The sequence below is a fragment of the Gammaproteobacteria bacterium genome (assembly GCA_015709635.1).
Classification (GTDB): Bacteria; Pseudomonadota; Gammaproteobacteria; order Burkholderiales; family Nitrosomonadaceae; genus Nitrosomonas.
In genome coordinates, this window is sequence record CP054180.1 from 851401 (window position 1) to 866157 (window position 14757).

Consider the following 14757-nt stretch of genomic DNA (forward strand, 5'->3'; position numbering starts at 1 on the left):
AAAGCATCGCCGCTAACCAAAGGTGCCGCACATTTTTCTGGAAAAAACTTGAAAAATTGAAGAGAGGCCAGGAACGATGAGAATAGACAAAGTCGATCAATTCGTGAAAATATCTGGATCGACTTTGGCAGAGCAGTATACTGGATTCTGTTGCGACCCGCAAATAATTTTCCAGCGTGAGATTACTGGATGATGACTTTGGCGAATTTTCGTTTGCCGACTTGGACGACGATGGTTTCGCCGCGTTTGATTTGGGTCGATTTGTTTTCCACTTTTTCGCCATCCAGTTTAACTGCGCCTTGTTCGATCATGCGTAGCGCTTCGCTGGTACTCGCCGTTAATCCGGTTTGTTTTAATAATTGCACCAGCGCTACTTCGCTATCTGCTGTTTGGATGATTTTTTCCGGCATGTCATCGGGCAACGCGCCGTGCCGGAAACGCGCTTCAAAATCCGCCAGCGCTTCCTCGGCATCTTTCTGGCTATGGAAACGCGCGACGATTTCTTGCGCGAGCTTGACTTTGATATCGCGCGGATTGCGGCCTGCTTCCACTTCTTCGCGCCATTGGCGGATCGTTTGCAGCGATTCAAAAGACAATAATTCGAGGTAGCGCCACATCAGTTGATCGGATACCGACATCAATTTGCCGAAAATATCCCGCGGGTTTTCCGTGATGCCGACGTAATTATTCAGCGATTTGGACATTTTGTTGACACCGTCCAATCCTTCCAGCAGCGGCATCGTCAGAATACATTGCTGCGATTGCCCGAAATGTTTTTGCAATTCCCTGCCCATTAACAAATTGAATTTTTGATCGGTGCCGCCTAACTCCAGATCGGCTTTCAGCGCCACCGAATCGTAACCCTGAATGAGCGGATAAAGAAATTCATGAATAGCGATTGCTTGGTTGTTGCGGTAGCGTTTATCGAAATCGTCGCGCTCGAGCATCCGTGCAACGGTATGCGTGGCGGCCAGTTTGATCAGATCGGCGGCATTCAGTTTATCCATCCAAGTGGAATTGAACACAACGTCGGTATGTTCCGGTTTGAGGATTTTGAAAACTTGCGTGGTATAGGATTTGGCATTTTCCGCGACTTGTTCGCGCGTCAACGGCGGGCGGGTGCTGTTTTTCCCGCTGGGGTCGCCGATCATGCCGGTGAAATCGCCGATCAGGAACAGGATGTGATGTCCCATCTCCTGCAGCTGACGTAATTTGTTCAGTAAAACCGTATGGCCCAGGTGCAGGTCCGGTGCGGTCGGGTCGAAACCCGCCTTAACGCGTAATGGATTTCCGGAAATGAGCTTACTTTCCAGCTCTGTTTCTACCAATAGTTCGTGACTGCCGCGTTTTATAATTTCAAGATCAGATAATATTGATTTTTTCACGATAATGCTAAATTAATGATTTTTATTAAAATTATTATAATTTGTGATAACTTTTTAGTACAAAATTGGTTGTTTTCTAGTACAAATTAACTATTTTCATGTTAGACTCGCGCCTGTTTGCAAAAATGAGACAAATGACTGGAGGTACTTCATAGATGCTAAATACACTTCTTAGCAGTAAGCAAAGGATTCTAGCTCAAAAATCATCATCAAAACTAACAAAAAAATCAATTCGCTGGCTGGTAACTTTATCCAGCATTCCCTTATTCGGTATCGTCACGGCATTCGGCATCGCCCCTAATTCTCCCGTTTTTGAAGAAATTCAGGTTGAAGAAGTGGTTTTGGATCTGCCTATCGCCGAAGTTACCGCTGAAACTCAGAATAATCAGACTTTCTGGCGCCAGGAAAGTATCCGTCGCGGCGATACGATTGCCGCCATTCTAAACCGCCTGGATGTCAGTGATCAGGATTCGACGGATTTCCTGCAAGCTGCGCGCGGTAGCCGTGCGATGCGTCAATTGAAACCGGGGCAAACCGTATATGCGCAAACCACAGCCGACGGTGAGCTGCTGACACTGCGCTATTTCTTCGGCAACGAAGAACTGTTTTTGATGGAAAAAACAGACGATGAATTCAGAATGAGCGAGCAGCCGGTCGAGCTGGATACGCGCATTCATATGAAATCCGGCGAGATCACCAGTTCGCTGTTTGCGGCAACCGACAATGCAGGCATCCCCAATAGTATCGCGATGCAACTGACCGAAATATTTGCTTCGGAAATCGATTTTTACCGTGATTTGCGCCAGGGCGATCGTTTTACTATAGTTTACGAAACGTTTGCAAACGATAATGGCAAACGCGCCAAAACCGGCCGTGTTTTAGCGGCTGAGTTTGTCAATAAGGGAAAATCGTATCAAGCGATTTATTTCAAAGCTACCAATGGCGCGGACGGTTACTACACCCCGGAAGGAGAAAGTCTGCGTAAAGCATTCCTGCTGTCACCGCTTGCTTTTTCGCGCATCACCTCCGGTTTTACGCATGCGCGCTTTCATCCCATTCTTAAAGAATGGCGCGCTCACAAAGGTATCGATTATGCCGCTCCGACCGGTACACCGGTTAGAGCCACGGCAAACGGCATCATCGCGTTCTCGGGTTCACAAAAAGGATACGGTAATCTGGTGGTGCTGAAGCATAACGGCAAATTCGAATCGGCATACGGTCATTTATCGCGCTTTGCCAGCGGAATGAGCAAAGGCAAGCGTGTGAATCAAGGCGATGTGGTCGGTTATGTCGGTTCGACGGGTATGGCGACCGGTCCGCACTTGCATTACGAATTGCGCGTGGATGGCGTGCAGCGCGATCCGACGAAAGTGGTTTTACCGTCCGCTCCGCCGATTGCAAAGCGCGACTTGAACACCTTTCAGAAGGAAACTCATGCCTTGGTGGCGCGCCTGAATATCATGCGCAGTATTCATCTCGCTGCATTGGAATAACACCGCTTTGAATGTCGCCACCAAGCGGTTTATCGCTATGAACCCTTGGTGGCTTTGTTATCGCGCCGAAACACTGCTAATACCGTAAGAAATCATTGGAATCTGCTTATTTTATCGGCATCATGTCGGGTACAAGCCTGGACGGGGTGGATGCCGTTCTGGTCGATTCCGCTCAGGCTGCTCCAGTTTTGCTGCAAACTCATTTTTGTCCTTATGACGCCGAATTACGCGAGCAGTTATTAGCTCTGCATCAACCCGGTCACAATGAATTGGATCGTGCCGCGGTACTTGGCAATCGATTGTCCCGGCTCTATGCGCAAGCGACGATGGATTTGCTGGAAAAAGCCGGCATACCGGCGCAGCTGATCGCGGCCATCGGCTGCCACGGTCAAACGATCCGGCATTGCCCCGAAGCCGGGAAGCATTACACCATACAACTGATCAATGCGGCCTTGCTGACGGAATTGACACGGATTACCGCGGTTGCGGATTTCAGAAGCCGCGATATCGCCGCGGGAGGGCAGGGTGCCCCGCTGGTTCCGGCATTCCACGCTGCTGTTTTTAAACATGCAACGTACCATAGAGTCATCGTCAATATCGGCGGCATCGCGAACATCACCAGTCTTGATCCCGCCGGGCCGGTCATCGGTTTCGATTGCGGCCCGGGAAATCTGCTGATGGATGCATGGTGCTTGCGTCATACCGGAAAAACATACGACGAAGACGGGCAGTGGGCCGCTATCGGCCGGGTAATTCCCGCTTTACTGGAGGATTTGTTGGCGGACGATTTTTTTGCACGCCAACCGCCCAAAAGCACTGGCCGGGATTTGTTCAATACCCAGTGGCTGGAGAAAAAGATTTGTGGTGACGAAGCGCCGCAGGATATTCAGGCGACTCTGCTGCAATTCACCGCTACAGCCATTGCCCGGGCGATACAAGTGCATTGCCCGTCTGCTGCAGAAGTTTATCTCTGCGGTGGCGGGGCGCATAACGGGCTGCTGCGGCATCGCTTGATTGATAGCTTGCCTGGAAGGCCTGTAACACTGACCGATCAGTTGGGTGTGGCGGCGGATTGGGTGGAAGCATTCGCATTTGCCTGGCTGGCGCAGCAAACGATGTTGCGTAAAACGGGCAACTTGGCGGAAGTTACCGGAGCCAAAGGGAGCAGAATTTTAGGCGCGATTTATCCCGCTTGAATTTGCAATCCGGCTAGAAATGCCGGGATAAAATTTATACCGAAAACGATGAACCGCAACCGCATGTGCTGGTAGCGCCAGGATTTTTGATGACGAATTGGGCACCTTGCAAGTTTTCCTGATAGTCGATTTCAGCGCCGATCAGATACTGAAAACTCATCGGATCGACCAGCAGCTTGACGCCGCTTTTTTCCATTACGGTGTCATCCTCATTGATCGTTTCGTCGAAGGTAAAACCATACTGAAAGCCGGAACAACCGCCACCGCTGATAAAGACGCGCAGCTTAAGATTATTGTTGCCTTCTTCTTCAATCAGTTGTTTGACTTTGAGAGCGGCATTTTCAGTAAATGAAAGAGGAGCGTGATTTTCAGTACTCATAGTCGTTTCTCATCATAGTTAATCGGTGTTGCAGATCGGCAGCCGGTAAGCTGATCGTATCATGCATCCTGTTCAGTCGGGATGTGCGGTTGATCGGACGAGGGTGGCAGCAATGTTATCATTTTCTCGGATTGCTGCGCAGGCTCGGCTTCCGGTTTGTTTTGGTGGATCATTTTTCCATCAACGGAAGCGCCGAGTTGAATTTCGATCGAACCGTACTGTACATCACCATAGACCTTGGCTTTTTCCTGTAATTCCAAATACCCCGGTGCATCGATCGGGCCGGTGACGGTGCCGTTAATGACGATATTGGCAGCCTTTATTTTACCCTTGATACTGCCTGCATTACTCAGAACCAAGGTACTTTGCTCGTCGTCTGCAGATATGACATTGCCGGTAATGTGCCCGTCGATCCGTAAGCCGCCGGTAAAATGAATATCACCCGTGATCGTTGTGTTTGCACCAATCAGCGTATCGATATGGTGGTGGAGCTGGTTTTTCTTTTTTCGACCGAACATTTTTTCTCCTTCATGATGCCGGTTGGACAGTTTCAGTTACCAAGGGTTTTTTATCGCCATTTTTATAAATTTGCACTTGGATACTTTCTATCGCGGTATCCGGTGCTACTTGGAAATGTTCTTCCAGTCGATGGAAAAATTTGAAATTAACCGGAAAGTCTTGCTTGGAATTGTTGCTGGTAAGGGGCACTAGCTTGCTATGACCGTTTTGTGTCAATTTTACCTTAAACCTTAGGCTTCCCTTGAAATCGCTCGGCCTTTCCCCGCTCTGAATGAGGGTGAGCGCGTAGCGGTATTTTCCCGCTGTTTCCGTTTCTTTTAGGTTGAACTGGTAAATGGAAATCCCGCTTTTTGTGTTGCTGGCAACCAGATGCTGGAAAAATACCAGCTTTTCTTTCAACTGATCGTTTTCGCTGGCCAGCGACTTTACTTCTTCGGCGAGATTCTGACTGGCAGTCGTGCTGATTTGCAATTGCTGAGCCAGGTCACCGATCTGCGTGCACAATTGCTGTTTTTTGGTTTGCCGGCAACTGCCTGGATCGAATAAATACGTTGATTTTTCCACGATCGTATCATTGTGACCGTTTACCGATTGTCTGCCGGCTTCGTACATACCCCAGGAGAGCAACATCAGCAAGGAGCAGACTGCAGCAGCGGTGAGCAAATAAAATTGCCACGAACGGTGCGGGCGGACTACAACGCGCGGGGACAGAATCTGAGGTTTTTTCTGAAAAATCTTCAACACTGCGATACCTTACCGGCCGGTATTTGATCTAGCCGTGCCCGACAGCCGGGGTGTGGCACGTTCTCAAGGCAGGAGCGGAATCTGATTGATGCCGAGGGTTTCGGGCAAACCGAACATGATGTTCATATTCTGTATCGCCTGGCCCGCCGCGCCTTTGACCAGATTGTCGGTGACCGAGAGGATTACCACCGTGTCGCTGTTTTGCGGCTGATGCACGGCGATACGGCACAGATTGGAGCCGCGCACGGAGCGGGTTTCCGGATGTTTACCGGCAGGCAGCACATCGACGAATGCTTCGTCTTGGTAACGCTTCTCGTACAGCGCTTGCAAATCAACTTTCTTGGTCAGTTTGGCATATAGTGTCGCGTGAATGCCGCGAATCATCGGTACCAGGTGCGGAACGAATGTTAAGCCGACCGGTTTTTGGGCGACATTGGCAAGTCCTTGTTTAATCTCGGGCAGATGCCGGTGTCCCGGGACGCCATAGGCTTTGAAATTATCCGATGCTTCAGCGTGCAGGGTATGCACTTCGGCTTTCCGTCCTGCGCCGGAAACGCCGGATTTGACGTCGGCGATCAGGTGCTTGATATCGATGACACCGGCTTCTATCAGCGGCAGGAAACCCAGTTGCACTGCCGTCGGATAACACCCCGGATTGGCGATTAAGCGCGCGTTCTTGACTTGCGCACGGTTGATTTCCGGTAAGCCGTACACGGCTTCGGCTACCAGATCAGGGCAGGCGTGCTGCATGCCGTACCATTTTTCCCATTCCGCGACATCCTTGATGCGAAAATCAGCAGCCAGATCGATCACTTTAACATCGGCTTTCAGCAAGGATTCCGCTTGCTGCATGGCAATGCCATTCGGTGTGGCGAAAAATACCAGATCGCACTTGGTGAGTTTGGCATCGGCCGGATCGCTGAACTTGAGATCGATATGTCCGCGCAGATTGGTGAATAATTCCGTAACGCTCATGCCTGCTTCGCTGCGCGAGGTGATTGCTTTGATTTTGACTTTCGGATGCTGCACCAGTAAGCGCAATAACTCCACACCTGTGTAGCCTGTTCCACCTACAATGCCGATATTGATCATTGTCACTCCCGCAATATTTCCAGTTGGTTCAGATGTATTACCTGACAATCAATAAAAAAGCCGCCTGAGAAGAGGCGGCTTTTTGTAATCCATACGTATAAAATTAACGTTTGGAGAATTGTTTGCGCCGCCGTGCCTTACGCAAACCGACTTTCTTTCTTTCCACTTCACGTGCATCACGGGTAACCAAGCCCGCTTTACTGAGCGCAGGCTTTAAGGTTGCATCGTAATCAATCAATGCACGAGTAATGCCGTGACGTACCGCACCTGCTTGACCGGACTCGCCGCCACCGTGAATGTTCACCATGATATCAAAAGTATTGGCATTATTTGTCAGTTCCAGCGGCTGCCGCGCAATCATGCGACCCGTTTCGCGGGAAAAATAAACATCAATCGGTTTATTATTGATGATGATCGCGCCTTTTCCGGGTTTGATGAAAACACGCGCTACTGCGCTTTTACGCCGGCCAGTGCCATAATTGTATTGAGTCGCCATAGACATTAAGCTCTAATTTCGAGTGGTTTAGGTTGTTGCGCGGCGTGAGGATGCGTATCGCCCGCATATATTTTCAATTTCTTTAACATCGCGTATCCCAACGGACCTTTCGGCAACATGCCTTTAACGGCTTTCTCAAGCGGACGAGTTGGAAAACGCGCGTGCATTTTCTTGAAGCTGGTTGCATAGATCCCGCCAGGGTAGCCGCTATGACGGTAATAAATTTTATCTTCGGCTTTATTACCCGTCACACGCAATTTGTCGGCATTGACTACGATAATATAGTCGCCGGTATCGACATGCGGTGTATAGATGGGTTTGTGTTTGCCACGTAAACGGTGAGCAATCTGCGAAGCAAGGCGGCCTAATACTTTGTCGGTCGCATCGATGACAAACCAGTCATGATTTACTTCGTGTGGTTTGGCTGAAAATGTTTTCACGAAAACCTGTCCTGCGTATTCAAAAAGAGCCGCGAATTTTAAGTCAGACAGCAACAAAAGTCAAACGCAAAATGCGTTGTTTTTTGCCGGGTTGGCGTATTTTTCCATGACTCGGAATTGATGCGATTCGTTTAAGAATGATGGATTTTAAGCTAATCGCCGCTATAATCTCATCAATTGGAGATGTTCGCTCTATTTGAACGTATCAATCACATGCCGAGAGACCCGCTTTGAAAGAAAAATCAGAAACCAATCCATCCGTTGAGGTAATCCCAACCAATTTCATCCGCAATATCATCGACGAGGATAATCGCACCGGTAAATGGAACGGCCGTGTGGAAACGCGTTTTCCGCCGGAACCGAACGGCTATCTGCACATCGGTCATGCCAAAAGTATCTGTCTGAATTTCGGCATCGTACATGATTATGGCGGCGTGTGTCATTTGCGTTTCGACGATACCAATCCGGAGAAGGAGGCGCAGGAATACGTCGATTCGATTTGCGACAGCGTATCCTGGCTGGGATTCGATTGGGGCCAGCACCTGTATTACTCGTCGGATTATTTCGGGCAGTTGTACGAATTTGCCGAATTCCTGATTACGCAAGGTAAAGCCTACGTCGAAAGTTTGTCGGCCGATGAAATCCGCGAATATCGCGGCACATTGACCAATCCCGGCAGAAACAGTCCTTATCGCGATCGCCCGATCGCCGAGAATCTCGACTTGTTCCGCCGCATGAAAGCCGGTGAGTTTGCTGACGGACAATACGTGCTGCGCGCCAAGATCGATATGGCGTCACCCAACATCAACATGCGCGATCCCGTGATTTACCGTATCCGCCATGTGCATCACCAGCGTACCGGCGATCAGTGGTGCATTTACCCGATGTACGACTACACGCATTGCATTTCCGATGCTTTGGAACGCATCACGCATTCCTTGTGCACGCTGGAATTCGAGGATCACCGCCCGTTGTACGACTGGGTGCTCGATCAGTTGGTAGACAAGGTGTCGTGCCATCCGCAGCAAATCGAGTTCGCCCGCCTCAATCTGACCTACACCGTGATGAGCAAGCGCAAACTGATCGAGTTAGTGGAGAAGAAATTGGTCGACGGCTGGGACGATCCCCGTTTGAGTACGCTGGCCGGTGTGCGCCGCCGCGGGTTCACGCCGCGCTCGATCCGCTTGTTCGCCGAACGCATCGGCATCAGCAAAGCGGATTCCTGGATTGACATGAATGTGCTGGAAGATTGCCTGCGCGACGACCTGAACGAGCATGCGCCGCGCCGCATTGCCGTTCTCAAGCCGTTGAAGCTGATCATCGACAATTATCCGGATGATCAGCAAGAGGATTGCTTTGCGCCGAATCATCCGCAAAAAACGGAGTGGGGTAAACGCACGATTCCGTTTTCCAAAGTGCTGTATATCGAACGCGACGATTTCATGGAAACGCCGGTCAAAGGCTATTTTCGCCTGTCGCCGGGCGCAGAAGTGCGCTTGCGTTACGCCTATCTGGTCAAGTGCATCAGTATCGAAAAAAATGCTCAAGGCGGGATTGAAGCGATTCACTGCACCTACGATCCCGATACCAAAAGCGGCACGCCCGGCGCGGACAGCCGCAAAGTCAAGGGCAACATCCACTGGCTATCCGCCCAACATGCGCATGTGGCGGAAGTGCGCCTGTACGACCGGTTATTCACCGATCCGCATCCGGATAGCGGCGACAAGGATTACAAAACCGCACTGAATCCCGATTCCAAACGGATCATCAGCGCGTATGTCGAATCGGCTTTATGCGAAGCGCCACCGGAGCAAAGCTTTCAGTTCGAGCGTAACGGCTACTTTGTTGCCGACCGTATCGACATGAAACCCGGTAAGTCGGTATTCAATCGCGCCGTGACGTTGCGCGATTCGTGGGGGAAAGATGCCGGTTCTTAAAAAATGGAGTGTGTGAGCAATGACCCGGCAGATTCGCCATACGCATAATCAGCATTCTACTGTTCATCCCAAGCCTGATAGAGGAAGTGATCAGAACTTTATCGATCAGCTTACTACACTATTGCTGCAATTTCCGCAGATCAAATTGGCGCTATTGTTCGGTTCGCAGGCAAGTGGTAACGTACACCCGGACAGCGATATCGATCTCGGTATCCTGGCGCAAGCGCCACTCAGCGCAGACTTCAAGTTGCAATTGATGCAAACGGTTGGAGCCAAATTCGGCCGTCCGGTTGATATCGTCGATCTGTATCATGTGCCGGAGCCGATCACCGGTCAGGCTCTCAGTGGAATACGCTTGCTGGGCGACGATACTGTATGCGGTAACTTGTTGTACCGGCATCTACTGAACGTTGCCGATTTTTTTCCGCTACAGCAAAGAATATTGACGGAGAGACGTAACCGATGGATCAAGTGATTCTCGCAGAGAAACTGGAGTCGCTACGGCGCTGCGTGCAGCGTATCGAAGATAAAACACCGAAGGATATCGGCAGTTTGGTTCGAGATATCGATTTGCAGGATATCCTGGTTGTCAATCTTACCCGCGCTGTGCAGATCAGTATTGATATTGGCAGTCATATCATCAGCTCGGCGAATCAGCCGATGCCGCAAACGATGGGGGATGTCTTTACGAAGTTGCAAGAACTCGGCGCTATTTCACTGGATACCAGCGAGCGCTTAAAAAAAGCCGTTGGTTTCAGAAACATTGCGGTGCACAACTACGAAGTGATCAATTGGGAAATCGTATATGCCATCTGCCGGAATTCTTTACGGGATTTTCGTCAGTTTGCGCAGGAGATTTGCCGGTATGCGGTTTTGTAGTGACTAGGGCCTGTTAACACTATTTGATATAATATGGTGATGGAAATCACCGAAACTCAATATCAACAGATCGAACACTGCATGCCGCGCCAGCGTGGCAATGTCAGTCATTCCAATCTACAAATTCTCAATGCTATTCTGTATGTTACCGAGCATGGTTGCAAGTGGCGCGGACTACCCAAGCGTTTCGGTAATTGGCATACCATCTACACTCGAATGAATCGATGGACGAAAAGCGGCGTGCTTCAAAAAGTTTTTGAGCAGCTGCAGCATCAACAAATCATTCGCATCAAGATTGAAGCCGTTTCGATGGATAGCACCAGCATCAAAGTGCACCCTGATGGTACTGGTGCATTAAAAAAAACGGCCCGCAATCCATCGGCAAATCCCGAGGTGGCTGGACCACTAAAATTCATCTGGTTGCCGCAGATACCAGAACAGCCATAACTTTTTCCTTATCTCCGGGGCATACACATGACGCACCGGAAGGACGACAACTCCTGTTAGCACTCGGCCCCGTCTCTTCTCCTACTCATCTGCTGATGGATCGCGCTTATGAGGGTGATCAAACCAGACAGCTTGCATTGGAGCTCGGTTATATCCCGGTTGTCCCACCCAAAACTAATCGGCTGGAGCTCTGGGAATATGACCGCGCCATGTACAAAAAACGCAATGAGATCGAAAGATTATTCCGCAGACTCAAGGGATTCCGTCGAATATTCTCCAGATTCGACAAACTGGATGTCATTTTTCTCTCATTCATCCATTTCGCTCTCATCGTCGAAGCACTTAGGTAGTGTTAACAGGCCCTAATCAAGAAACTTGGGTGAATACGGGAGTACTTATGACCGATTATTCCCTTGAAAGCAGCTTGCAATAGTAAAGATAAATCAATTTAGTCAATATAAAACACTCCCCGCTGCCGCACCATCTGCCAAATCGCGTGATCGTTCTCTCTGCACGCACCGTAGCGAAACGACGGCGGCAATTCCGGGAATTTGAAGCGCAGGTCGTAGAACCACGCGCAGAATCCATGTTCCTGAGTATCCACGGAATCCAATACCGGAAACTGCGCGAAGGCACGGAAAGGGGTAAAAGCAGGGTCGTGCCACGCTTCTCGGGCTAAAGTGGTGTATGCCGGGTTGTTGCCGAACTGCGGTTGAATATGCCAGTCATGTTCTGCGACGGGACGATAGGCGGCCGCCATTCTGGCCGGTAGCCAGGCAGAAGAGCCGGTATGCGGTTCACTGCCGGATTGCTGCAGGTTCACATCGGCCAGGTGGTACGTTTCATTCTGCCGGATGATGATTTTCCAATGGAACGGCGATAGCGGCTGGGGTAATACACTGATCTGCGGATTTACCAAGCTTTGCTTTTTTGCGTAATCTTGTGCTAGTTGAATGGCTTGCCGGTGCAACGTGGACAAGAAGATGACATAACCGCATAACACAAGCAATGCCGCGATAGCCGGGATTCTGTGTTGCGGATAACGCCATGAAGCGATCAGACCGGTGATGATGATCAAACTGAACCACGGATCGATGACAAATACCAGCGGCAGTGAAAAACGCTCGATCGAGAACGGTGCGAACAGCATTAGCCCATACGATGTGATCAGATCTCCGACGATGTGAATGGCGATACCAAGGCTAACCGGTTGATAAAACAACCGCCAGCCATAACGCCCGCGACTAAGCCACGCGAATGAACGCGCCAGCAGCCACGCCCAAAACGGCAATAAAATCAGCGAATGCGTCGGACCTTGATGCCAATGTAAGTACGTGAGCGTATCGATCAACCGCAGCGCAAAATCCACATCGGGAAACGCCGCGGCGGCGAAACCGGCGGCGACACGCAGGCGCAGCGGCAAGCCGGTTTGTTTCGCGTGCGTTTGCACTGCGGCGCGCGCCAATAAAGCGCCGCTGAGTGCATGCGTAAGCGGATCCACGGTCTAGCCGGATTTTGCCTGTCTTTCTTGCGTAACCGCTTCGCTTATTGGCGCAGACTCAAATGTGGCGGCGATTTCGGGGATTGGTTCCGGTTCAGTGGAAGGATGGGCTTCGTTTTCTTCATATCCGGTTCTATATACCATGTGATCGAGTGATTCGGCCATTTTCAGCTTGTGCGCCAGAAATTCACGTGTGTTCTGTGAATTTTCCGAGTCGTCTTGCATCCAGTAGGCGAAAGTTGCCAGATATATCGTCGTCAGTGCGGTTTCTTCCAGCGCGCGGCGCACGAAGGTGGCGTCGCGGTGCGTAGCTTCGCGCATCCATTGCACGGTACGGCTGATGCGCATGATGGCGGGAATCTGGATATGCAAATGACCGGGCTCCAATTTGGCGCCGATCATTTGCCGTGTGACCTTGCGATGCGCGGCCAAAGCATTGAGCCAGGACATGATGAGGTACTGCAAACGTCCGCACGACGATAGTGACAGGAATTCGACAGTTTCCGCCGCCTGCAGCATTTGATGGTCGGCCCGGTCAAACCAAGCATCGACCAGATCCTCCTTTTCGCGGAAATAAACGCGGATGTCGTCCAGCGTAATGTTTAGTTCAGTGGCTACGTCAAACAAACGAACCGCTTCCCAGTTGGAGCGTTCCGCAATGGTAACAGCTGTATCTACGATCGCTTCACGTAGCTCAGATTTGCTTTTCTTCATCTTGATCCTCCATATAGCATTAATAGGAGTGGCATGATGTGTTGCCGGTGTCACTATAACATACTCAAAATACTTCGATACCCGAAAGTATGACGAATATCCTGGTAAAACGGGAAGTGTCAACTATGGTTATCTTTATGTTTTAATGATAATTATGGGCGTGTGCGTATTTTTGGGCATTATCTTTTGATAAGCGAACATCAGTTTTTTCTTACGTATTCGTAATCTGATGAATGTATAATTTATTTCGCATGATTGTCGTGAGATCTGACACAAAGTGCCGTGCACAAAAACAAGAAGATTTTTACTGTGGTTACATTCAGGATGAGACGGGCGGTTTGTTGATCGCTTAACTGCGACGCAATGAATACTCGTTACATCCATTTTAAGGATTAGGAGAAAACATCATGAAAGCTCAATCGCTTTTATTGCAAACGATGCTGACGGGAGCGGGCGTGTTGCTCGCGGCATCGGCGCACGCAACTGTTCTGACTTTTGATTTGAATCCGGATATACCGAATTACGGCGATATTCCCGGTAGCTATGGCGATAATGTAAACGCCGCAAGTGACGCCGTAGGGTCATACCTGATGGGTAACGGCTATACGCCCAATGTGACGACCGAATATCGCACGTGGCAAATCAGCACCAATACGGTGGATTACAATAATCTGGACTTTTGGCATGATAGTTACGGTGATTTGTCAAAAGTTGCTTTTAGTGTGGTCAGTGGCGATCATTTCGCGGAAATCACCCTGGTGCCCGAACCCGGTTGGGCGATTCGCTTGAACAGCTTCGATATAGCCGGTTACCCTGTTAGCGATCATCCTAGTTCTCAAGTGCGGATTTTGGATGGCACCAGCAATACCATTTTGCTTGATTACTCCCCGGTTACTATTCTGGGAGCTGGCGGTACGCATAGTACGTTCACACCAAACCTGACATTTGCCGGACCACTGTCAATCCGCTTCGGCTATAACGATTGGAACGTCGGTATTGATAATATCAATTTCGACCAAGTGACAGCCGTGCCCGAACCGGAAACTTACGCAATGCTGCTTGCTGGACTGGGATTGGTCGGTTTCATGGCGCGCCGCAGAAAGCAAGCCGTTTAAACGGATGTAATTTGTTTTTCAACAACCCCGTCCGAGTGGCGGGGTTTGTTTTTGCGGGCACCATCGCATCTGCGTGCCGCATCGGAGGAAGCGATTCCACCAACAAAAACGGGAGCCTCGGCTCCCGTTTTGAATCTGACTAAATTTGGATCGTTATGCCAGCATTTCTTTTTTGCGCCGTGCTGCAAATCCCAATAAACCTAAACCCAGCAACAACATCGTATAGGTTTCCGGTTCCGGAACAGCGGAGATATAAGTGAAATTATCCCAACCCAAGCCGCCCGGATCGGTAATGTGATAGAGGCGGATCGAAGTCACGTTATTAAATGCAGACAGGTCGATCGGATTCGGGGTGTTGAATAAGCCGTTTACCGTGATATTGTCCGTCGCGGCGAAGATGCCGTTCACGAAAACATCCAC

The 14757-nt window shown here is 50.0% G+C and carries 15 protein-coding genes and 2 pseudogenes; 7 read left to right on the forward strand and 10 right to left on the reverse strand.

Annotation, left to right across the window (positions count from 1 at the left end; genetic code table 11):
- Window positions 1–182: 182 nt before the first annotated feature.
- Window positions 183–1385 (reverse strand): tyrosine--tRNA ligase, encoded by a 1203-nt coding sequence (locus HRU78_03745; protein QOJ22872.1) that lies wholly within the window; start codon window positions 1383–1385, stop codon window positions 183–185.
- Window positions 1386–1540: 155 nt separating this feature from the next.
- Between HRU78_03745 and HRU78_03750 the strand changes: the two genes are divergently transcribed.
- Together HRU78_03750 and HRU78_03755 are read left to right on the forward strand one after the other, a co-directional pair.
- Window positions 1541–2878, forward strand: a complete 1338-nt coding sequence (locus HRU78_03750) for a peptidoglycan DD-metalloendopeptidase family protein (GenBank protein QOJ22873.1) — start codon at window positions 1541–1543, stop codon at window positions 2876–2878.
- Between the two features lie 95 nt (window positions 2879–2973).
- Window positions 2974–4074, forward strand: coding sequence for an anhydro-N-acetylmuramic acid kinase (locus tag HRU78_03755; GenBank protein ID QOJ22874.1), 1101 nt, complete (start codon window positions 2974–2976; stop codon window positions 4072–4074).
- A gap of 34 nt (window positions 4075–4108) precedes the next feature.
- Here the strand turns inward: HRU78_03755 and erpA are convergent, their stop codons facing one another.
- The 6 genes from erpA to rplM all read right to left on the reverse strand — a co-directional run bounded on the left by erpA (window position 4109) and on the right by rplM (window position 7744).
- Window positions 4109–4453, reverse strand: a complete 345-nt coding sequence (erpA, locus tag HRU78_03760; protein ID QOJ22875.1) for an iron-sulfur cluster insertion protein ErpA — start codon at window positions 4451–4453, stop codon at window positions 4109–4111.
- 59 nt (window positions 4454–4512) lie between these two features.
- A complete protein-coding gene (locus tag HRU78_03765) occupies window positions 4513–4971 on the reverse strand; it encodes a polymer-forming cytoskeletal protein (GenBank protein ID QOJ22876.1) in 459 nt (152 codons plus the stop codon).
- Window positions 4972–4981: 10 nt separating this feature from the next.
- Entirely contained in the window at window positions 4982–5716 is a 735-nt protein-coding gene (locus tag HRU78_03770; GenBank protein ID QOJ22877.1) for a hypothetical protein, read from the reverse strand.
- A 63-nt stretch (window positions 5717–5779) separates the two neighbouring features.
- The gene (locus tag HRU78_03775; protein QOJ24902.1) at window positions 5780–6808 is read right to left on the reverse strand and encodes an N-acetyl-gamma-glutamyl-phosphate reductase; all 1029 of its coding nucleotides are present in this window, start codon (window positions 6806–6808) and stop codon (window positions 5780–5782) included.
- 103 nt (window positions 6809–6911) lie between these two features.
- Window positions 6912–7304: a 30S ribosomal protein S9 gene (rpsI, locus tag HRU78_03780; protein ID QOJ24903.1), complete on the reverse strand. Its 393-nt coding sequence runs from the start codon at window positions 7302–7304 to the stop codon at window positions 6912–6914.
- A gap of 5 nt (window positions 7305–7309) precedes the next feature.
- Entirely contained in the window at window positions 7310–7744 is a 435-nt protein-coding gene (gene rplM / locus HRU78_03785; protein ID QOJ22878.1) for a 50S ribosomal protein L13, read from the reverse strand.
- Window positions 7745–7974: 230 nt separating this feature from the next.
- On the opposite strand from rplM, the gene HRU78_03790 reads away from it, so the two are divergent.
- From HRU78_03790 to HRU78_03805, 4 genes are all read left to right on the forward strand, one after another.
- Window positions 7975–9681, forward strand: a complete 1707-nt coding sequence (locus tag HRU78_03790) for a glutamine--tRNA ligase/YqeY domain fusion protein (GenBank protein ID QOJ22879.1) — start codon at window positions 7975–7977, stop codon at window positions 9679–9681.
- Between the two features lie 19 nt (window positions 9682–9700).
- The gene (locus HRU78_03795) at window positions 9701–10156 is read left to right on the forward strand and encodes a nucleotidyltransferase domain-containing protein (GenBank protein QOJ22880.1); all 456 of its coding nucleotides are present in this window, start codon (window positions 9701–9703) and stop codon (window positions 10154–10156) included.
- Entirely contained in the window at window positions 10144–10560 is a 417-nt protein-coding gene (locus tag HRU78_03800) for a DUF86 domain-containing protein (GenBank protein QOJ22881.1), read from the forward strand. Before HRU78_03795 ends, HRU78_03800 begins: the two co-directional genes overlap by 13 nt.
- A gap of 39 nt (window positions 10561–10599) precedes the next feature.
- A protein-coding gene (locus HRU78_03805; protein ID QOJ24904.1) for an IS5 family transposase occupies window positions 10600–11357 on the forward strand; the annotation gives its coding sequence in 2 pieces (ribosomal slippage) (window positions 10600–10915 and window positions 10915–11357; 759 coding nt in all).
- Between the two features lie 98 nt (window positions 11358–11455).
- On the opposite strand, the gene HRU78_03810 is transcribed toward HRU78_03805, so the two are convergent.
- A complete protein-coding gene (locus tag HRU78_03810) occupies window positions 11456–12508 on the reverse strand; it encodes a metal-dependent hydrolase (protein QOJ22882.1) in 1053 nt (350 codons plus the stop codon).
- 3 nt (window positions 12509–12511) lie between these two features.
- Window positions 12512–13222: a TetR/AcrR family transcriptional regulator gene (locus tag HRU78_03815; GenBank protein ID QOJ22883.1), complete on the reverse strand. Its 711-nt coding sequence runs from the start codon at window positions 13220–13222 to the stop codon at window positions 12512–12514.
- Window positions 13223–14244: 1022 nt separating this feature from the next.
- On the opposite strand from HRU78_03815, the pseudogene HRU78_03820 reads away from it, so the two are divergent.
- A pseudogene (locus tag HRU78_03820) lies at window positions 14245–14337 on the forward strand (PEP-CTERM sorting domain-containing protein).
- A gap of 153 nt (window positions 14338–14490) precedes the next feature.
- On the opposite strand, the pseudogene HRU78_03825 reads toward HRU78_03820, so the two are convergent.
- Window positions 14491–14589, reverse strand: a pseudogene (locus tag HRU78_03825) (PEP-CTERM sorting domain-containing protein).
- Window positions 14590–14757 lie beyond the last annotated feature (168 nt).

Excerpts from the sequence above, each read along its gene's own strand:
- HRU78_03775 (QOJ24902.1), bottom strand. The coding sequence starts at position 6,808 with ATGATCAATATCGGCATTGTAGGTGGAACAGGCTACACAGGTGTGGAG.
- erpA (QOJ22875.1), bottom strand. The coding sequence starts at position 4,453 with ATGAGTACTGAAAATCACGCTCCTCTTTCATTTACTGAAAATGCCGCT.
- HRU78_03765 (QOJ22876.1), bottom strand. The coding sequence starts at position 4,971 with ATGTTCGGTCGAAAAAAGAAAAACCAGCTCCACCACCATATCGATACG.
- HRU78_03795 (QOJ22880.1), top strand. The coding sequence starts at position 9,701 with ATGACCCGGCAGATTCGCCATACGCATAATCAGCATTCTACTGTTCAT.
- HRU78_03800 (QOJ22881.1), top strand. The coding sequence starts at position 10,144 with ATGGATCAAGTGATTCTCGCAGAGAAACTGGAGTCGCTACGGCGCTGC.
- HRU78_03815 (QOJ22883.1), bottom strand. The coding sequence starts at position 13,222 with ATGAAGAAAAGCAAATCTGAGCTACGTGAAGCGATCGTAGATACAGCT.
- HRU78_03750 (QOJ22873.1), top strand. The coding sequence starts at position 1,541 with ATGCTAAATACACTTCTTAGCAGTAAGCAAAGGATTCTAGCTCAAAAA.
- rpsI (QOJ24903.1), bottom strand. The coding sequence starts at position 7,304 with ATGGCGACTCAATACAATTATGGCACTGGCCGGCGTAAAAGCGCAGTA.